Here is a 19,708-nt window from a genome sequence, read left to right as displayed (position 1 = left end):
TGGATAAAACGATATAATAAATACCCACAGGTATCTTATATAGTAAACAAACTGATTTCCATATGAAATCAGTTTGTTTACACTTACCATATTACTCTTCTTCGCCTTCTTCTTCCTCAGCAAGAGTGTTAAACATTTCTTGTACCATTTCCCACTCTTCTTCTGATTCGATTGGAAGTAATGTTCCGCCAGATTCTTCTTCGTTTTGCTCGAAAGCCATTGCATCATAAATTGGGTCGCCATCTTCGTCAACTTCACCGATTGGTGAGAATACTACGTAAGATTTTTTACCAAATTTTTCAGCATCAAAAGTGAAAATAATTTCACATAGATGTTCGTTACCTTTTTCGTCAACAATTGTAATTTGATTTTCTTCCATTATGGTCACCTCTTATTTACTATCTAAATATCCTTGCAAAATTACGACAGCTGCCATCTTATCAATGACTTGCTTTCGTTTTTTTCGGCTTACATCTGCCGAAATGAGCAGGCGCTCCGCTGCCATTGTTGACAAGCGTTCGTCCCACAGTACAACTTCCAATTGCACGAGCTCACCCAATTTTTCTGCAAATTGCTGACAAGCTTCACCGCGCGGACCAATTGTACCATTCATGTTCTTCGGCAATCCTACTACTATCTTGTCCACATTATACTGTTTTACTAACTCAGAAATACGATTAAAACCAAATTCGCCTCTTTCTTCGTTAATTTTAATCGTTTCCAAGCCTTGTGCTGTCCAGCCCATCTCATCGCTTATTGCAACGCCGACTGTTTTTGTCCCAACATCTAAACCTAATATACGCATAAACTACTCCTCACGATGATGTTTCAAGTAGGACTTTACAAGCTCCTCAATAAGTTCATCACGTTCTAGCTTGCGAATAATATTGCGAGCATCTTTATGACGAGGTATGTATGCTGGATCGCCACTTAATAAATAACCGACGATTTGATTAATCGGATTGTATCCTTTTTCTTGAAGTGCATCATACACAGTTAATAGTACGTCATTGACATGGACATTTTGTTTTTCTTCTTGGAAGTTAAACTTCATCGTTTTATCGAACCCGTCCATTTTTAAGCACCTCACTTTACTAGGTATAGGGAGAAAGATATTCCTTCTCCCTACTATTGTACACTACTATCTCTTTATTTTGAAACAGATTTAACGTACTCTTCTACAAATGCAAGTGCATCCTCTACTTGTTCTGGATTTTTACCGCCAGCTTGCGCCATATCAGGACGACCGCCGCCACCGCCGCCGCAGCGAGATGCTACTTCTTTTACAAGCTTACCAGCATGGTATCCTTGTTCAATTAAATCTTTCGTTACACCAGCAAGAATGTTGACCTTATCATCACTTACAGCTGCAAGCACGATAATTGCAGATTGTAATTTGTTCTTTAAATCATCCATCATTGTACGTAAGTTATTCATATCTGCAACATTTACTTTTGTCGCAAGCACACTTACACCATCAACTGTACGCACTGCATCTGTTAAATTACCAGCTTCAATGTTGCTTAATTTTGCTGCAAGAGATTCATTTTCTTTTTGCAGTTGTTTTACTTCAGCAAATAAGCCGTCAACTCTTGTTAAAATGTCTTTTGGATTTGTTTTCATTTTGTTTGCTGCTTCTTTTAATAAACCAACTTGTTCGTTCATTAATTCATATGCAGCCTTTCCTGTTACTGCTTCAATACGGCGTGTTCCTGCTCCAATACCAGATTCAGCAACGATTTTGAAAATACCGATAGATGCTGTATTATCTACGTGGCAACCGCCGCAAAGCTCTAAGCTATAATCGCCTACTTGTACAACGCGTACAACATCTCCGTATTTTTCACCGAATAGTGCCATTGCACCCATCGCTTTTGCTTCTTCAATTGCTTTTTGAGAAATGTCTACTGTGATACTTTCCCAAATTTTCTCGTTTACAATACGCTCAATTTTTTCAAGTTCATCCGCTTGTACTTGACCGAAATGAGAGAAGTCAAAACGTAAACGCTCTGATGTTACAAGAGATCCTGCTTGGTTTACGTGTCCGCCAAGGATATCTTTTAATGCTTGATGCAGAAGGTGAGTTGCTGTATGGTTTTTCACGATTGCTGCGCGGTTTTTCGTATCAATTACCGCTTTTACTGCTGCCTCTTTCGTTAATGTTCCTTCTTCTACAACTACTTTGTGTAAGTTTTGACCATTCGGTGCTTTTTGTACATCTTTTACAAGTACTTTTACGCCATCAGCAAGAAGGTAACCACGGTCAGCAATTTGACCACCGCTCTCAGCGTAGAATGGTGTTGCATCTAACATCAATTGTCCTTCTTCACCAGCTTGTAGACTATCTGTGAACTCACCATTCTTCACAAGTGCAACAACGTTACTTTCTGTTCCAACTGTATTGTAACCAACAAATTCGCTCGCTACTTTAATTTCACCAAGAACGCCGCCTTGTATTTGCATAGAATCAACATCTTGACGAGCTGCACGTGCACGCTCACGCTGTTTTTCCATCTCTGCTTCAAAGCCCTCATGATCAACTGTCATGCCAGCTTCTTCTGCATATTCTTCTGTTAACTCAATTGGGAATCCGTATGTGTCATATAGACGGAATGCGTCTTCGCCAGAAATAACAGTTGATTTTGCTTCTTTTGCTTTTCCAATCACTTCAGCTAAAATTGCTTCGCCGTCATGAAGTGTTTCATGGAAACGCTCCTCTTCATTTTTCACAACGCGTGCAATGAAATCTTTCTTTTCCAGAACTTCTGGGTAGAAGTCTTTCATCACTTCTCCAACTACTGGTACTAATTCGTACATAAATGGACGATTAATATTTAATTTCTTCGCATAACGTACAGCGCGGCGCAGCAGACGACGCAATACATAACCGCGGCCTTCGTTAGAAGGAAGAGCTCCGTCTCCAACTGCAAATGTTACTGTACGAATATGGTCAGCAATTACTTTAAATGCTGTATCTTGCTCATCATTACCAGCACGGTATTTTTCACCAGAAATAACTTCTGTTGCACCAATAATTGGCATAAATAAGTCTGTATCAAAGTTCGTTGGCACGTTTTGAACAACAGATGCCATACGCTCAAGACCCATCCCTGTATCAATGTTTTTCTTTGGAAGCGGTGTATATGTACCGTCAGGGTTATGGTTAAATTGTGAGAATACAAGGTTCCATACTTCTAAATAACGCTCGTTTTCTCCGCCTGGATATAATTCTGGATCGCTAAAATCGTTACCGTAAGCTTCTCCGCGGTCGTAGAAAATTTCTGTGTTTGGTCCACTTGGGCCTTCACCGATATCCCAGAAGTTTTCTTCTAAACGAACAATGCGCTCTTTTGGCACGCCCATTTTCTCATTCCAAATTTGGAATGCTTCTTCATCTTCTGGATGGATTGTAACAGATAAAAGTTCTTTATCGAAACCAATCCATTTATCACTCGTTAAAAATTCCCAAGCCCATGTAATCGCTTCTTCTTTGAAGTAATCACCAATTGAGAAGTTCCCTAACATTTCAAAGAACGTATGGTGACGAGCTGTTTTTCCTACGTTTTCAATATCGTTTGTACGAATTGATTTTTGCGCATTTGTAATGCGTGGATTTTGCGGAATTACGCGGCCATCAAAATATTTTTTCAGCGTTGCAACACCACTATTAATCCATAAAAGAGATGGATCTTCGTGCGGAACTAATGATGCACTCGGCTCTACTGCATGTCCTTTTTCTTGGAAAAAATCTAAAAACATTTGACGAATTTGTGCACCTGTTAAGTGTTTCATATGTATTTCCTCCTTCATTAAAATCAAATTAAAAACAAAAAACTCCCGTCCCCTATAACAGGGACGAGAGTTGACTCGCGTTACCACCCTGATTATGAAATAAAAAGCAGAAGTGTCTCACTTTTAGACACGACGGCTAGATTGCATATCATAACAATATGCATATATTTCATCACCTCAAGTTGCCATAACGTGGCAAGACGGCAGGAATTAGCTGCTCTCAGGAATAGCGTTCTGTTACCCTTCATCTGACACTTCTTTCAGCCTAAGGAAGTCTCTCTCTGCAAAATGGACTGTAACATACTCGTTCCGTCATCAATTTATCATATACTATATGCACAAATTGTAGCGAATCAGTTTCCATTTGTCAATGTTTCCAAAATGGCTTCGCATGTACAATAATAGTGCGAAGAATTGCTAACAGTGGTACAGATAACAACAGCCCTACAATGCCGCCAATTTCACCTCCAACAAGCAGTGCAAGCATAATGACAACAGGGTGCATCCGGAGAGATCTTCCTACAATATAGGGGGACAAAATATTACTCTCAACAAATTGTAAAATTGCAAGCGTAATTCCAGCTTTAATAACTAAATTCGTTGATACTGTCGCGGCAATCATTAATGTTGGAATTGCTCCTAAAATAGGACCGAAATACGGGATAATGTCAGTAACCCCAACGATAATCCCTAAGAGAAGCGGATATTTCATTCCGATAAACCAAAATGATAACGTAGAGACCCCTCCTAAAATTAAACAAACAAACAATTGTCCGCGAATATAATTTCCAAGAGACTTATCAATTTCTTTTGCTAACTGCTGACCGTTCTTACGCCACTTACTCGGTACAAGCTTCCAAAAAATACGATAAAATTCACCGTAGTCTTTTAATATGTAAAATACGATAAATGGAATTAAAAAAATAATAAGGAGTGAATCAAGTATCCCTCTTGCCGTGCTCATCACTTTATTTAAAAGCGCTTGTATCTTCCCTTCAACTCCCGCAAAGATTTGTTTAATTTTCTCATTCACGAATTCAGGAAAATTTTCAGTTTGCTCAGTTACTCCATCCGTCCATGTTTCATACATATTTACAATTTGAGGAAATTGTTCGTTCATTTCTTGCAACTGTGCAATAACAGCCGGCGTTCCTTTATACACACCATATCCAAGACCGCCGAAGAAAAGAATGTAAATGAGCAAAATAGCAAGTGTTCGGGGCACACCTTTTTCGTGCAATTTTTCGATAAGCGGATGCAATAAATAAGCAATAAAACAAGCAATTAAAAATGGTGTAATAGCAACCTTAAACACATATAAAATCGGAGCCCAAAGCGGCTTGATTTTCAAAAAAACAAGCAAGCATAAAAAAATTAGCAATAATAAACCTAACCGGTAAATCCAAATAATTTTAAGATTCTTCAATAGAAAAACCTCCTCTATTTCCTAGTTTGAAGAGAAATAAAGAAGGTTATGTGTAAAAATTAAAAAACCCCATCCTGCTGGGGTTTTTTTGTAGGTATTCTTACTGTTTTGTAGAAGAATACATATACTCAAATTAACAAGTGCAATTTCATAGCATTTCTTGTCCTCGTTATTATTTACCCTGCATTAACGGACAGTAAGACCCCCACCTCAAGATTGCGAGGAACCCGAAGAAGATAGGTGAGGGATAACTGTCCGTAAAAGTCCGATTGGTTCAACAAAGTTAGGAGGCGTAAAATGATTTGGTTAATGCTGGGGCTTTCCGCACTTTGCATGCTATTAGAATGGGTATGTATTGGATTTGGCATTTGGAAAGGCTTTTTCATTCCTTCTTCAACACAAGAACGTGCCAGGCATCTCTGGTATTATGGTGTACTAGGGCTTGGCTGCTACGGACTTTCTCATCTTTTCTCCCAAATTGGGCTATTTTATCTCTACACAAGCACGTAAAAAAGCTCCCTAAAATTAAGGAGCTTTTTTCGCATCTGAAACATGCATGTATAATGGGAATTATAAATAAGACTTAAGCATTTTACGTGCTCTTTTCATATTTCGTCTTGAAAATACATCTTGCTTACGTGCATATTGATATGCTGCTGCTCCTACACCTAATGCAATTAATGATGAGCGCAATTTCAAAGTTAACACTCTCCTTATTAGCCGATTGTTCGTTCATTCTCATCAAACAAATCATCTAAAGAACTTAATGAACCGTCTTCTTCGACTTGATGTGTATGAATTTTCCCCTTTGAAATCGATAATTCAATAAAGCAGTTCCAGCAATAATATTGATTCACACCGATTTTTCCAATATCTTTTCCTTTACAGTTTGGACAACTGAACATATGGCGTTCATCTCCTTACAATCTCCCGTATTCTATTACGCCATTATGTCCAAACTATATATGTTTATACATGAGAAGAACTGCATTACAGTATATAATTTCACCTCGTTACATAAAATCATACGGTGAAATGTTTTCCACATCGAGACCCTCTTCTGTCACAATCTCAGTTGCTTCAGTCTTTCCTTGTAACCTGTCGCATAATGTTGTTTGACGAAGTGCATCATCAAGGCGGCTTACACCAGATTGAAACGCCGATTCTTCTCCGCAAATAATTAAAAACTTTTTGCTGCGTGTAATCCCTGTATAAATTAAATTGCGGCGTAGCATACGATAATAACTTTTCACAACAGGCATAATCACAATTGGAAATTCACTTCCTTGTGATTTATGGATAGAACAACAATACGCATGTGTAATTTGATTCAAATCTGCTTTTGTATATGTGACTTCGATGCCGTCAAAAGAAACAACAACCATATCTTGCTGCTCCACGTTTTCTTTCGCATAGAACACCGAAACAATTTCACCAATATCGCCGTTAAACACTTGACTTTCCGGCTGATTGACAAGTTGAAGCACCTTATCTCCAGCCCTGTACAAAACCTCGCCATATGCAATTTCACGGCTTTTTTCTTTTTTCGGATTAAACACTTCTTGCAACGCTTCATTTAACGTATTAATACCTGCTGGTCCCTTGTACATAGGAGCTAACACTTGTACATCACGCGCACTAAATCCTTTTGTTTTTGCGTTTTCACACACTTGCTTAACAACCTCAACAATTTGTGTACTTGCACATCCAATAAACGAACGATCTTTTTTATTTTGCGTCACATCAGGAGGTAACACACCCTTTTTAATCGCATGGGCAAGTTGAATAACAGATGAACCTTCCGCTTGTCTATATATTTCCGTAAGCTTGACCGTCGGAATAACGCTCGACTCTAATAGATCTTTCAACACTTGTCCAGGACCAACAGATGGTAATTGATCTTCATCTCCAACGATGATGACCTGAATGGTAGATGGCATCGATTTGAACAATTGATTCGCAAGCCAAATATCAACCATGGAAAACTCATCAATAATGAGTAATTTTCCTTGAACAGGATCATGCTCATTACGCTGAAACGACCCTTCCGGTGTCCATCCGAGCAGACGATGAATGGTACAAGCAGGCAAGCCTGTTGATTCACTCATTCGCTTTGCTGCACGGCCCGTCGGTGCTGTTAATAAAATAGGGAACGGATTGTCATCACTATAATCCTTCGGGTCTAGTGATAAGCCATGAAGAGAAGCATACATTTCTACAATCCCTTTAATGACAGTTGTCTTTCCTGTACCAGGCCCTCCTGTTAAAATCATCATCGGTTTATGAAGAGCTGTTTGAATACCTTCTTGCTGAAGCGGTGCATATTGCACTCCGAGCTGTTCTTCAATTTTCCCAAGCGTTAACAATAATTCCGATTCAGGAAACGAAGGAAGCTCTTCTTGGGCAAGTAAACGATGAATAGAGGCAACAACACCTTTTTCGGAATAATACAAGGAAGCTAAATACACACGCTCATCTTCTATAATCACTTTGCCTTCCCCTTGCATCATTTCCGCGCATTGCAACACATCTTCTTCTGTAACAGCCGTTTCCTGGTTATTTAATAGATCCATTGTTTGCCGCACTAACTGGTCTTTGTTCATATATACATGACCTTCTTGCAGCGAAACGTGCTCTAATGTGTAAAAACACCCTGCACGTACACGATCAGCATGATTACCAGAAATACCAAGCGCTCGTCCAATATCATCAGCTCGTCCGAAACCAATACCATCTACCTCTTCAATAAGCTGATACGGATTATTCCGAATGGCTTCAAGTGTCATTTCTTTATACTGTTGATAAATTTTAATAGAAAGCTTCGTTCCAAATCCATAACCGCTTAGAAAGCTCATCACTTTTTCAAGACCTTGATGTTCAATAATTGTATCGTATATTTCTTGTGCTTTTTGCTTATTTACAATTCCATCCAGAGCTGCAGGATCATCCATAATTTTCGAAATTGCATGTTCACCAAGATGATCAACAATCTTTTCAGCTGTTCGTTTCCCAATCCCTTTAAATAAATCGCTCGCTAAATATTGCACCATTCCTGTTTTTGTTTGCGGCAATTCTTTTTTAAACGTTTCAATATGATATTGTTTCCCATACTTCGGGTGATCTTTAAAATGACCAGTTAGTGTAAACACTTCATCTTCATGCATCCGGGGAAAGTAACCCGTTATCATGACCTTTTTTTCGTCATATGTTTCGTTCGTTTCAATAATTTTCATACTGACAACGGAATAGAGGTTTTCTTCGTTGTGGAAAATGGTATGAAGAACTTGCGCTTTTATAAACTTTTGCTCTTCCTCAAACAAATCCATTGCATGTTGATTTCCCATCGTTCCCCTCCTTTCCGGTTTATACGTCTTGCTCTAATAAACGAATACCGTTACCTGCTAAAAAATGATCTGGTTGAATAGCTACAGCTTTTTTAAACATCACAAGTGCCTTCTCACTCTTTTCTTCAAACGCATACGCAACACCTAAATTGTAATAGGCATCTGCATGTTCTTCATCAAGCGCTACAACTTTTTCAAAATAAGGTTTTGCTTCTTTTACATGTTCTAGACGCGCAAAGCATAATCCGCATTGGAAAATGGCTTCAACGTCACTTTCGTTTAACTCAGCTGCACGTTGTAAAAATGGCAGTGCTAAGCGGTCATTTCCAAGCTGCACATATGTAATGCCAAGCATAAACGAAACATCTCCGGTCTGCAGCCCTGCTTGCACCGCTTTCTCAAACGCTTCTATTGCCTGTGCAAAAAGCTCTTGCTGGTAATATATATTTCCTAGTCCATAATACGCTGTAGCAGATTTTTCATCTAATTCAATCGCGCGTTTATAAAAGGCAACAGCACGCTCACTGTCCCCTAATACATCTAATAAATTTGCAAAGTTAATATAACCAAGTGCATCTTTTGGATTTTCCTCAATGGCCTCTGTAAAATTTTTTGCTGCTTCTTCCCAGTTTCCTTCTTGCATATATTGAATGCCTGTTTCAAGCTTGTTTGACATATTCCTCACCTCTACAACAAATTATAACAAAGAATCTATTTTTACAACGAACAAAAATTCGCCTTTACTAAAAAGAAACCTCTGACCGGTACAAGGCAGAGGTTTTTCTTTCTTATCCTAAATAATCAAGTTTCTTACCATTACGGTATACTTCATCGATTGTCGCGCCGCCTAAGCACTCATCTCCATCATAGAAGACCACTGCTTGTCCAGGTGTAATAGCACGAATTGGCTCATCACAAAGAATTCGAATTGTATTTTCATCAACAATTTGAACCGTTACAGCGTTATCCTCTTGACGATAGCGGAATTTTGCTGTGCATGTAAATTCTTTTTCTTTCGGCATATTGCTTACCCAGCTTACATTTGTAGCAAACACTTCGTCACCATATAACAGCTCATTATGGAATCCTTGTTCTACATATAAAATGTTTTCTTTCAAATTTTTCCCAACAGCAAACCATGGATCACCATTGCCACCAATGCCAAGGCCGTGACGCTGTCCAATTGTATAATACATTAAACCGTCATGTTTCCCTTTGACTTCGCCAGATAATGTTTGCATCTTACCTGGTTGCGCTGGTAAATAGTTACTTAAAAAGTCTTTAAAATTGCGCTCTCCGATAAAGCAAATACCTGTGCTATCTTTTTTCGCCGCTGTTGCTAAACCTGCTTCTTTCGCCATTTCACGAATTTGCGGCTTCTTTAACTCACCAAGCGGGAACATTGTTTTTGATAATTGGTCTTGGCCTAGTTGATTTAAGAAATATGTTTGATCTTTATTATCATCAACGCCGCGGAGCATTTTATACTCACCATCAATATACGCTACACGTGCATAGTGCCCTGTTGCTACATAGTCTGCACCAAGCGCCATTGCATGATCTAAAAATGCTTTAAATTTAATTTCTTTATTACACATTACATCTGGGTTTGGCGTACGCCCAGCACGGTATTCATCTAAAAAGTACGTAAATACTTTATCCCAATATTGTTTTTCAAAATTGACTGCATAATACGGGATTCCAATTTGGTTACATACTTCAATCACATCGTTATAGTCTTCTGTTGCTGTACATACGCCGTTTTCGTCCGTATCATCCCAGTTTTTCATAAAGATTCCGATTACATCATAGCCTTGCTTCTTTAACAGCATTGCTGCTACAGATGAATCAACGCCACCGGACATCCCGATGACAACGCGTGTTTCGTGAGGTAGTTTGTTCATCATGTCACCTCCTATATTAATTTTGTGTTAATCGCTTCACGATCTTCACTGTTTCGTACGCTGCCTTTTCGACTTGTTCTTTCGTATTCCCAAGACCAAAGCTAAAACGTACGGATGAACGTATTTTATCGGATTCTTTTCCGAACATCGCCACGAGCACATGTGATGGATCAATAGAGCCGGCTGTACAAGCAGATCCGCTTGAAACCGCAACTCCTGCTAAGTCCAGATTCATAAGAAATGACTCAATATTCATTCCTGTAAAACTTATATTTAACACATGTGGCAAGCTATGCTCGAAGCTTCCGTTTACCTCGAAAGTAATGTCTTCTTGTTTAAAGACAGATATTATTATATCTTTAAATTCCTTGTATTGGGCAATTTTTTGCTCACGAGTTTGCTCCGCTAACAAAACAGCTTGCCAAAGCCCGACAATTCCCGGCACATTTTCTGTACCAGCGCGGCGTTTTCGCTCTTGCTCTCCGCCTGTTAACAGCGGTTCAAATTTCACATGCTGCCCTGCATATAAAAAGCCAACACCTTTTGGACCGTTAATTTTATGGGAAGAGATTGATAACAAATCAATGCCAAGCTCTTTCACATCAATTGCTGTCAAACCGTATGCCTGTACTGCATCTGTATGAAAATAAGCATCATGTTCTTTTAATAAAGCACCAATTTCTGCTATCGGCTGCACTGTACCCACTTCATTATTTCCAAACATAATCGATACAAGAATCGTTTGATCTGTTAATGCCTCTTGCAGATCAGAAATACGAATACGCCCTGTTTCATCAACAGGTAAATACGTCACTTCAAACCCTTCCCACTCTAACACATTGCATGTATGCAAAATCGCATGATGCTCAATCGCTGTCGTAATAATGTGATTTCCTTTCTTACGATTTGCACGAGCTACGCCGAGAAGAGCTAAATTATCAGCCTCTGTACCGCCGCTTGTAAAAATAATTTCATTTGGGTTTGCTTGAATGCTGCGCGCGCACGCACGTCTTGCTTCATCAACTGCATGACGGCCTTGGCGCCCAAAGAAATGGATGCTTGACGGGTTACCAAATGCTTCTGTCATATATGGAATCATCTTTTCGACTACTTCTGGGTGAGCCGGAGATGTCGCAGCATGATCTAAGTAAATGCGTTCCATTATATCTCCTTCTTTCCAAATCGTTACACACGGAATTAAATGTAAAACATATAACCACCGTTGTTTTCTTCTTCATAGCGTACTAAGTCTTCTAACGTTGTACTATCAAGAACTTCTTGTACCGCATCACGAACACGTATCCAAAGCTGACGCTGTGCTGGTTCTTCTTCATCCAACATTTCTACTACGTTAATCGGACCTTCTAATACGCGGATTACATCACCAGCTGTAATGTTAATCGGTTGATCTGATAATACATAACCACCATATGCACCGCGTGTACTTTTTACAAGGCGGGCATTACGAAGCGGAGAAATTAATTGCTCTAAATAATGCTCAGATAAATCGTGCGCCTGAGCAATTGATTTTAATGAAATCGGACCTTCTCCAAACTTCTTGGCAAGATCAATCATAATTGTTAAACCGTAACGGCCTTTTGTTGAGATTTTCATATATGTTGCACCTCTTTTCAAGTCTTTTGCTTCTACTTGATTCGTTATTCTTTTATTTAACAGGAAAAACACTCTCTGAAATCAAAATCCTTTGAAATTATAGCATAATATAGTATGATAAGGAATTTCAACTTTCCTAACAGAAATGATAACATATAAGTATATCAAATAACTCGGAATTTATAACATAAAGTGAAACTTTAATCAGTGGGGATTTTCTTTATCCCCCACTGATTATTAGTTGAACCAATCGGGCTTTTACGGGCAGTTTATCTCCCATCTAACTTCTTTAGAAAAGCGGAAGCGGCTCGCTCAGAATCGCAGGGCGTTGGAGCCCCCGACAGAGAGGCGCTTTTTGCCTCGTCCGAGGGGGCGAAACGACCAGAGATTCTAGCCGCTAGAGCTGGCCAATGCTTTACCAAATTTTGAGGTAGGAGTATTACTGCCCGTTAATGCGGGATAAACAACGAACGGTCACTGAAGGAGAGAGAACATATGAAACAACCACTCGCACATCGAATGCGTCCGACCAATATTACAGAAGTTATCGGACAAGAACATTTAGTGGGCGAAGGCAAAATTTTATGGCGGATGGTACAAGCAAAGCACCTACAATCAATGATTTTATATGGACCTCCTGGAACAGGAAAAACATCCATTGCAAGCGCCATTGCGGGCAGTATCGGTATGCCTTTTCGTCTATTAAATGCCGTTACTCATAATAAAAAAGATATGGAAGTTGTTGTCCAAGAAGCAAAAATGCACCGACACCTTATCTTAATTTTAGATGAGGTACATCGGTTAGATAAAGGAAAACAAGATTTTCTTCTTCCTCACTTAGAAAGCGGACTCATTACATTAATCGGGGCAACAACAAGCAATCCATTTCACGCAATTAATTCTGCTATTCGTAGCCGTTGTCAAATTTTTGAATTACACGCTTTAACAGAAGAAAATATTTTACAAGGATTAAAACGCTCTTTAACAAATAAGGAAAAAGGGCTAGGAGAGTACAATGTCACAGTAACAGATGAGGCTCTGCGTCATTTTGCAAACGCATCGGGCGGTGATATGCGCTCTGCTTATAATGCGCTTGAGCTCGCTGTCTTATCTAGCTTTACAACAAATGAAGACACAGTAAAAATCTCACTTGAAATTGCTGAAGAATGTTTACAAAAAAAGAGCTTTGTACACGACAAAGGCGGCGACGCTCATTATGATGTGTTATCAGCTTTCCAAAAATCAGTTCGCGGAAGCGATGTAAATGCAGCACTTCATTATTTAGCCCGCCTTATTGAAGCTGGTGACATGCAAAGTATTGGTAGACGATTGCTTATTATGGCCTACGAAGATGTTGGGCTTGCAAATCCACAAGCCGGGCCTCGTACACTAGCTGCCATTGAATCCGCAGAACGCGTTGGCTTTCCAGAAGCTCGTATTCCGCTTGCAAATGCAGTCATTGAACTATGCTTATCACCAAAATCAAACTCAGCATATAAAGCGCTTGATGCAGCGCTTCATGATCTTAGAAACGGCCAAACAGGTGATGTTCCATCTCATTTGAAAGATAGTCACTATAAAGGAGCCGAATCGCTCGGTAGAGGGATTGGCTACTTATATCCGCACGATTATCCAAATGGATGGGTTCAACAACAATACTTGCCAGATAAAATAAAAAACAAACAATACTATAAACCAAAGAAAACGGGAAAATTTGAACAAGCACTCGCTTCTGTTTATGAAAGATTGCAACATTCGTATAAAAGTGAATGAAAAGGGTAATATAAGCGAAAACGACATGAAATATGGGGGTTTCGCAATGAAAATGCGCCAAGATGCCTGGACTGGAGAAGAAGATTTACTTCTAGCAGAAACCGTTTTACGTCATATTCGCGAAGGCAGCACCCAATTAAAAGCATTTGATGAAATTGGCGATCAATTAAACCGAACATCCGCTGCTTGCGGCTTTCGCTGGAATGCAGAAGTTCGACAAAACTATGAAGAAGCTGTGCAAATTGTGAAAAAACAACGGAAAGAATTGAAGCGGGCACAAGCAACGGAGCAAAAACAGCAAATATCACGCTTGAAACCGAAGAAAAGTGTCGTAATTGATGCTGAGTTTTCAGAAGAACTCAGCGCAAATCAGCCATCGCTTACGATGCAAGAGGTAATCTCATTTCTTCAAAACATTGAACAAAACAATCCACGATTAGAGAAGTTACAAACTGAAAACGAAACATTACGTCGGCAGCTCGAAAAACAGCGAAAAACAAATCAAGAATTAGAGAAAAAACTTGAAACGTTGAAGAAGCAACAACAATCTGTACAAGAAGACTATGAAACACTTGTCAGAATTATGGACCGAGCTCGCAAACTTGTTATATTAGACGAACCAAAAGAACAGATGGCACCGATTTTCAAAATGGATGAAAACGGAAACTTAGAAATTGTTTCACAGTAAAAAAGAGAGATGCATAAGCACCTCTCTTTTTTACTCTTGTCCCACACGCTTTACTTCTATATCCTTCAAACGTTCACGCACAACATGACTTGCCATAATTAAGCCTGCCACAGACGGAACGAATGCGTTAGAGGACGGTGGTAATTTCGCTTTGCGAATTTTTGCATTTTCATCTGGAACGATTTCCTTACGAATGTCTTCACGAATCACAATCGGATTTTCGTCAGAGAATACAACTTTCACGCCTTTTTTAATGCCCTCTTTACGAAGCTTTGTACGAATGACCTTCGCAATTGGATCTGTATGCGTTTTTGAAATATCAGCAATACGGAAACGAGTCGGATCCATTTTATTTGCTGCACCCATACTTGAGATGAGTTTAATTTTTCTTCTTAAGCATTGTTTAATTAAATGAATTTTGTACGTAATTGTATCAGATGCATCCACTACGAAGTCTAAACCGTATTTAAAGAAATCTTCATACGTTTCCTCTGTATAGAACATTTCTAATGCGATTACTTCACAATCTGGATTAATATCGGCAATACGTTCTTTCATTAATTCTACTTTCGAACGGCCAACAGTAGAAACTAATGCGTGAATTTGACGATTTACGTTCGTAATATCTACAACGTCTTTATCGACTAATACAAGACGACCTACGCCAGAACGCGCTAATGCCTCAGCTGCAAACGAACCAACGCCGCCAATTCCTAAAATACCAACTGTACTATTCTTTAATATTTCAAGACCTTCTTTTCCGAAGGCTAATTCATTACGTGAAAATTGATGTAACATGCGTTCTACACTCCTATTACAAAAATGGTCTACCATGTATTCTAGCGTTTTTCCGACTATTTGTATAGAAAAAGTTATATACCCAAACAAAAAATCCTAGATGGAATTAGTATGTCCATCTAGGATTCGTTCTTACTTCTCTTCTTTGACCTTTAATTGTAAGTAAAGTTCTTCAAGCTGTGCATCTGCAACTGGGCTTGGTGCTTCTGTTAATAAGCAGCTTGCGCTTGCTGTTTTCGGGAAGGCAATTGTATCGCGAAGGTTCGTACGGCCTGCAAGTAACATTACAAGACGGTCTAAACCTAATGCAATTCCTCCGTGCGGCGGTGTACCGTATTCAAATGCTTCTAATAAGAATCCGAACTGCTCTTGTGCTTCTTCTTGTGAGAAACCAAGTGCTTTGAACATTTTTTCTTGTACATCACGCTCGTAAATACGAAGTGATCCACCACCAAGTTCATAACCATTTAATACAAGGTCATATGCTTGTGCACGCGCTTTTTCTGGTGCTGTTTCTAATAACTCTACATCATCACGGAATGGCATTGTGAATGGATGATGCGCCGCGAAGTAACGATCAGCATCTTCATCATACTCAAGAAGCGGCCAATCTGTTACCCATAGGAAGTTAAACTTGCTTTCATCGATTAACTTAAGTTCTTTACCTAAGCGTAAACGAAGTGCTCCTAAGCTATCTGCAACAACGCTCTTCTTATCGGCAACGAATAATAGTAAGTCACCAGCAGTTGCTTCTAACGTGCTCATAAGTGCGTTTGCATCTTCTTCGTTAAAGAATTTTGCGATTGGGCCTTTTAAGCCGTCTTCTTCAACTTTTAACCATGCTAACCCTTTTGCTCCGTATACTTTTACGAATTCTGTTAATGCATCGATGTCTTTACGAGAATATTTGCTCGCTGCACCTTTTGCATTAATTGCTTTCACTTGTCCACCGCTCTCTACAGCGCTTGTGAACACTTTAAAACCGCAGCCTGCTGCAAATTTTGATAGGTCAATAAGCTCCATCGCAAAACGTGTATCTGGCTTATCAGAACCGTAGCGAGCCATTGCATCTGCATATGTCATGCGCGGGAACGGTGCATTAATCTCTACACTTTTTGCTTCTTTCATTACCTTTGTCATCATGCGTTCCATCATTTCTAGAATTTCTTCTTGTGTTAAGAATGATGTCTCAATGTCGACTTGTGTAAATTCTGGCTGACGATCTGCACGTAAATCTTCATCACGGAAGCAGCGTGCCACTTGGTAGTAACGCTCAAAACCGCCGACCATAAGAAGCTGTTTAAATAGCTGTGGAGATTGCGGCAGTGCATAAAACTCGCCTTCATGTACACGGCTCGGTACTAAGTAATCACGAGCTCCTTCTGGCGTACTTTTCGTTAAAATCGGTGTTTCTACTTCTAAGAAATCTTCACTATCTAAGAAGTTACGAATTGTTTTTGTTACGTCGTGACGCATTTTAAATGTGTTATACATCACAGGACGACGCAAGTCTAAGTAACGATATTTTAGGCGTACATCTTCTGATGCATCTGTATCATCTGTAATCATAATTGGCGGTGTTTTCGCTGCATTTAGTACGTTTACTTTTGTTGCTTGTACTTCAATACGTCCTGTAGCCATATTTTCATTGATTGCACCAGCCGCACGCTCAACAACTGTACCTTCTACGCGCAGCACATATTCACCGCGAATTGTTTCTGCTATTTCTAACGCTTCCTTTGAAGTTTCGGGACTAAATACGACTTGCACGATACCTGTACGGTCACGTAAGTCAATGAAAATTAATCCACCTAAATCACGGCGCTTTTGTACCCAACCTTTTAATTGAACCGCTTGTCCAACTGCTTCTACTGTTACTTTTCCGCATGCATGCGTTCTTTCAGCCATTTCCTTTTCCCCCTATAGAGACTTTTCTGCTACGTACGAAGCAAATACATCTAACGCAACTTCTTCTTGTTCGCCCGTTGCCATATCTTTTAAATTGATAATGCCTTTTTCTAACTCATCATCACCTAATACAGCTACATACTTTGCACTTAGACGATCAGCTGATTTAAACTGCGCCTTCATTTTACGATCTAAGTAATCTTTTTCAACCGCTAATCCAGCCTTACGAAGATCAAATACAATTTTCGCAGCATGATCTTTCGCTTTTTCACCAAGCGCTACAACATAACAATCAATGTGATGAGCAAGTGGTAATTCAATATTCTCAGCCTTTAACGCCATAATTAAACGTTCAATACTCATAGCAAAACCAATACCAGGCATTTCTGGGCCGCCGATTTCTTGTACAAGTCCGTTGTAACGACCACCGCCGCTTAACGTCGTAATTGCACCAAAACCTTCTGCCTCGCTCATAATTTCAAATACAGTGTGCTGATAATAATCTAAACCGCGCACAAGGTTTGGATCTTTCTCAAATGGAATACCCATCATTGTTAATAGTTCTTGTACCTTTTCATAGTACACACTTGATTCTTCGTTTAAATACTCTGTAATAGATGGTGCTGTCGCCATCAATTCGTGATTGCGATCTTTTTTACAATCTAAAATACGAAGTGGGTTTTTCTCTAAACGAGATTGGCAATCTGAACAGAACTCACCAATGCGAGGCTCAAAGTGTGCGATTAATGCATCGCGATGTGCTTTACGGCTCGCTGCATCACCTAAGCTATTTAAAACAACTTTTATATTCTTTAAGCCCATGCCGCGGTAGAATTCAACAGCAAGTGCAATCACTTCCGCATCAATTGCTGGATCATTACTGCCAATCGCTTCAATACCAAACTGAACAAATTGACGGTAACGGCCTGCTTGCGGTCTTTCATAACGGAACATCTGTCCGATATAATATAATTTTGTCGGCTGCGTAGCATCACCAAACATTTTGTTTTCTACATAAGAACGTACAACTGGTGCTGTTCCTTCTGGACGAAGCGTTAAGCTACGCTCTCCGCGATCTTCGAATGTGTACATTTCTTTTTGTACGATATCCGTTGTATCACCAACACCGCGTAAAAATAATTCTGTGTGTTCAAAAATTGGTGTACGAATCTCTTTATAGTTATAACGACGGCAAATTTCACGTGCTTGTCCTTCAATATACTGCCATAGTTCCACAGTACCAGGAAGGATATCTTGCGTTCCGCGTGGGATTTGAATAGACATATTCAGTTCCTCCTCATTTTTTCAATAATAATAAAAATAAAAAAACTCCCGCCTCTACTGATTCTACAGTAGGGACGAGAGTATAATACCCGTGGTGCCACCCTAATTGAAGCACGTATGCTTCCACTTTTTTAATAACGCTTAAATTGCGTTCGATCTCTACTAAGCACTAAACTGTTCAAGACGAAACCTACAGAGTGTCATTCGATCAGTCATCATGCAGAAATGTTTTCAGCCCCGGACATTTCCTCTCTTTTCATGTGTCTCTCATCTACTCTTCTCTATCATCGGTTTATACCATATGTAACTGTAATAAAATGAATTTGTTTACTACTATACGGTTATTCACAAATGTTGTCAAGGTTCTTAAGAACGTCCAAGATGTTTCTTTAATGTTTTCACATCTTTTAAAGAAATGCCAAATTCAGAAGCAAGTTCAAGCGATGTATTTTGCGATTCTTTTGAAAGAAACTCATGAAAATTCACATTAAACAATTGATTCGCTCCGTTAGTAGCAGCGTTTCCTTTCTCATTCATACGCATATTGTATATCCCTCACATTCAATAGTGGAATTCTAATGACTAGTGTTCCATATTGATCGGCGAGTTATACTTACGAATGAAACGACTACCTTTTCATACTTATTTTTCGTCTAGCAGCAGTATTTCCTCAATTTCAAAATAAAAAAGAGAGAATATATTTCTATATCCTCTCTTCATTCCTTCTTATTTACTCTCTACAATTAAGGTCACCGGACCATCATTAATTAACTGAACATCCATCATCGCGCCAAATTTTCCTGTTTCTACGTGCATTCCTTGTTTGCGAAGTTCTTCGTTAAAGAAATCGTATAAACGTTCTGCATAGTCAGGTTTTGCTGCATCCATAAAGTTTGGGCGTCTTCCTTTTCGGCAATCTCCGTATAACGTGAACTGTGAAATGGAAAGAACTTGTCCACCAACGTCTAATACAGAATGGTTCATTTTCTCGTTTTCGTCTTCAAAAATGCGTAAGTTTGCAATTTTTTCAGCGATATATGTTGCATCTTTTTCTGTATCTTCATGGGTGATTCCAACTAATAGTGTTAAGCCGAAAGGAATTTGTCCTACAACTTCACCTTTTACTGTTACAGATGCTTCTTTTGATCGTTGTAAGACAACTCTCATATATATTCAC

The 19,708-nt window shown here is 39.2% G+C and carries 20 protein-coding genes and 1 other annotated feature; of the genes, 3 read left to right on the top strand and 17 right to left on the bottom strand.

Annotated elements, in window-relative coordinates:
* Positions 1 to 91: 91 nt before the first annotated feature.
* From LRP84_RS09195 to LRP84_RS09175, 5 genes are all read right to left on the bottom strand, one after another.
* On the bottom strand, positions 92 to 379 hold the full coding sequence (locus LRP84_RS09195) for a DUF1292 domain-containing protein (RefSeq protein ID WP_098307963.1): 288 nt from the start codon (positions 377 to 379) through the stop codon (positions 92 to 94).
* Positions 380 to 391: 12 nt separating this feature from the next.
* On the bottom strand, positions 392 to 805 hold the full coding sequence (gene ruvX / locus LRP84_RS09190) for a Holliday junction resolvase RuvX (RefSeq protein ID WP_098307965.1): 414 nt from the start codon (positions 803 to 805) through the stop codon (positions 392 to 394).
* A 3-nt stretch (positions 806 to 808) separates the two neighbouring features.
* The gene (locus LRP84_RS09185) at positions 809 to 1,075 is read right to left on the bottom strand and encodes an IreB family regulatory phosphoprotein (RefSeq protein WP_035434175.1); all 267 of its coding nucleotides are present in this window, start codon (positions 1,073 to 1,075) and stop codon (positions 809 to 811) included.
* A gap of 74 nt (positions 1,076 to 1,149) precedes the next feature.
* Positions 1,150 to 3,792, bottom strand: coding sequence for an alanine--tRNA ligase (alaS, locus tag LRP84_RS09180; RefSeq protein WP_230574807.1), 2,643 nt, complete (start codon positions 3,790 to 3,792; stop codon positions 1,150 to 1,152).
* Between the two features lie 367 nt (positions 3,793 to 4,159).
* Complete coding sequence (locus LRP84_RS09175) at positions 4,160 to 5,236, bottom strand: AI-2E family transporter (protein ID WP_230574927.1); 1,077 nt, start codon at positions 5,234 to 5,236, stop codon at positions 4,160 to 4,162.
* Between the two features lie 279 nt (positions 5,237 to 5,515).
* On the opposite strand from LRP84_RS09175, the gene LRP84_RS09170 reads away from it, so the two are divergent.
* Complete coding sequence (locus LRP84_RS09170) at positions 5,516 to 5,728, top strand: hypothetical protein (RefSeq protein ID WP_098307971.1); 213 nt, start codon at positions 5,516 to 5,518, stop codon at positions 5,726 to 5,728.
* 60 nt (positions 5,729 to 5,788) lie between these two features.
* Here LRP84_RS09170 and LRP84_RS09165 read toward each other — a convergent pair whose 3' ends face one another.
* The 7 genes from LRP84_RS09165 to cymR all read right to left on the bottom strand — a co-directional run bounded on the left by LRP84_RS09165 (position 5,789) and on the right by cymR (position 12,080).
* Positions 5,789 to 5,917: a YrzQ family protein gene (locus LRP84_RS09165; protein ID WP_098307973.1), complete on the bottom strand. Its 129-nt coding sequence runs from the start codon at positions 5,915 to 5,917 to the stop codon at positions 5,789 to 5,791.
* 17 nt (positions 5,918 to 5,934) lie between these two features.
* Complete coding sequence (locus tag LRP84_RS09160) at positions 5,935 to 6,123, bottom strand: YrzR-like zinc ribbon domain (RefSeq protein WP_020060848.1); 189 nt, start codon at positions 6,121 to 6,123, stop codon at positions 5,935 to 5,937.
* Positions 6,124 to 6,231: 108 nt separating this feature from the next.
* Entirely contained in the window at positions 6,232 to 8,562 is a 2,331-nt protein-coding gene (gene recD2 / locus LRP84_RS09155; RefSeq protein ID WP_230574806.1) for an SF1B family DNA helicase RecD2, read from the bottom strand.
* Positions 8,563 to 8,581: 19 nt separating this feature from the next.
* Positions 8,582 to 9,238: a tetratricopeptide repeat protein gene (locus LRP84_RS09150; RefSeq protein ID WP_230574805.1), complete on the bottom strand. Its 657-nt coding sequence runs from the start codon at positions 9,236 to 9,238 to the stop codon at positions 8,582 to 8,584.
* A gap of 112 nt (positions 9,239 to 9,350) precedes the next feature.
* Positions 9,351 to 10,466: a tRNA 2-thiouridine(34) synthase MnmA gene (mnmA, locus tag LRP84_RS09145; RefSeq protein ID WP_230574804.1), complete on the bottom strand. Its 1,116-nt coding sequence runs from the start codon at positions 10,464 to 10,466 to the stop codon at positions 9,351 to 9,353.
* Between the two features lie 16 nt (positions 10,467 to 10,482).
* Positions 10,483 to 11,628: a cysteine desulfurase family protein gene (locus LRP84_RS09140; protein ID WP_230574803.1), complete on the bottom strand. Its 1,146-nt coding sequence runs from the start codon at positions 11,626 to 11,628 to the stop codon at positions 10,483 to 10,485.
* 35 nt (positions 11,629 to 11,663) lie between these two features.
* On the bottom strand, positions 11,664 to 12,080 hold the full coding sequence (gene cymR / locus LRP84_RS09135; protein ID WP_090916825.1) for a cysteine metabolism transcriptional regulator CymR: 417 nt from the start codon (positions 12,078 to 12,080) through the stop codon (positions 11,664 to 11,666).
* A 495-nt stretch (positions 12,081 to 12,575) separates the two neighbouring features.
* Between cymR and LRP84_RS09130 the strand changes: the two genes are divergently transcribed.
* On the top strand, positions 12,576 to 13,853 hold the full coding sequence (locus LRP84_RS09130) for a replication-associated recombination protein A (RefSeq protein ID WP_230574802.1): 1,278 nt from the start codon (positions 12,576 to 12,578) through the stop codon (positions 13,851 to 13,853).
* Between the two features lie 46 nt (positions 13,854 to 13,899).
* A complete protein-coding gene (locus LRP84_RS09125; protein WP_230574801.1) occupies positions 13,900 to 14,541 on the top strand; it encodes an RsfA family transcriptional regulator in 642 nt (213 codons plus the stop codon).
* A 30-nt stretch (positions 14,542 to 14,571) separates the two neighbouring features.
* On the opposite strand, the gene LRP84_RS09120 is transcribed toward LRP84_RS09125, so the two are convergent.
* The 5 genes from LRP84_RS09120 to dtd all read right to left on the bottom strand — a co-directional run bounded on the left by LRP84_RS09120 (position 14,572) and on the right by dtd (position 19,698).
* Positions 14,572 to 15,339, bottom strand: a complete 768-nt coding sequence (locus tag LRP84_RS09120) for a tRNA threonylcarbamoyladenosine dehydratase (protein ID WP_230574800.1) — start codon at positions 15,337 to 15,339, stop codon at positions 14,572 to 14,574.
* A 132-nt stretch (positions 15,340 to 15,471) separates the two neighbouring features.
* Positions 15,472 to 17,247 (bottom strand): aspartate--tRNA ligase, encoded by a 1,776-nt coding sequence (gene aspS / locus LRP84_RS09115; protein ID WP_230574799.1) that lies wholly within the window; start codon positions 17,245 to 17,247, stop codon positions 15,472 to 15,474.
* Positions 17,248 to 17,259: 12 nt separating this feature from the next.
* Positions 17,260 to 18,531 (bottom strand): histidine--tRNA ligase, encoded by a 1,272-nt coding sequence (gene hisS / locus LRP84_RS09110; protein ID WP_230574798.1) that lies wholly within the window; start codon positions 18,529 to 18,531, stop codon positions 17,260 to 17,262.
* A gap of 67 nt (positions 18,532 to 18,598) precedes the next feature.
* Positions 18,599 to 18,828, bottom strand: a binding site (T-box leader).
* A gap of 69 nt (positions 18,829 to 18,897) precedes the next feature.
* Positions 18,898 to 19,074, bottom strand: a complete 177-nt coding sequence (locus tag LRP84_RS09105) for a hypothetical protein (RefSeq protein ID WP_230574797.1) — start codon at positions 19,072 to 19,074, stop codon at positions 18,898 to 18,900.
* 183 nt (positions 19,075 to 19,257) lie between these two features.
* Positions 19,258 to 19,698 carry a D-aminoacyl-tRNA deacylase gene (gene dtd, locus LRP84_RS09100; RefSeq protein WP_230574796.1) on the bottom strand — a complete coding sequence of 147 codons (441 nt, stop codon included), beginning with the start codon at positions 19,696 to 19,698 and terminating at the stop codon, positions 19,258 to 19,260.
* Positions 19,699 to 19,708 lie beyond the last annotated feature (10 nt).

Origin of the sequence: Bacillus rhizoplanae (assembly GCF_917563915.1) — a bacterium.
Lineage (GTDB): Bacteria > Bacillota > Bacilli > Bacillales > Bacillaceae_G > Bacillus_A > Bacillus_A rhizoplanae.
This window is presented reverse-complemented; position numbering and strand designations above follow the sequence as displayed.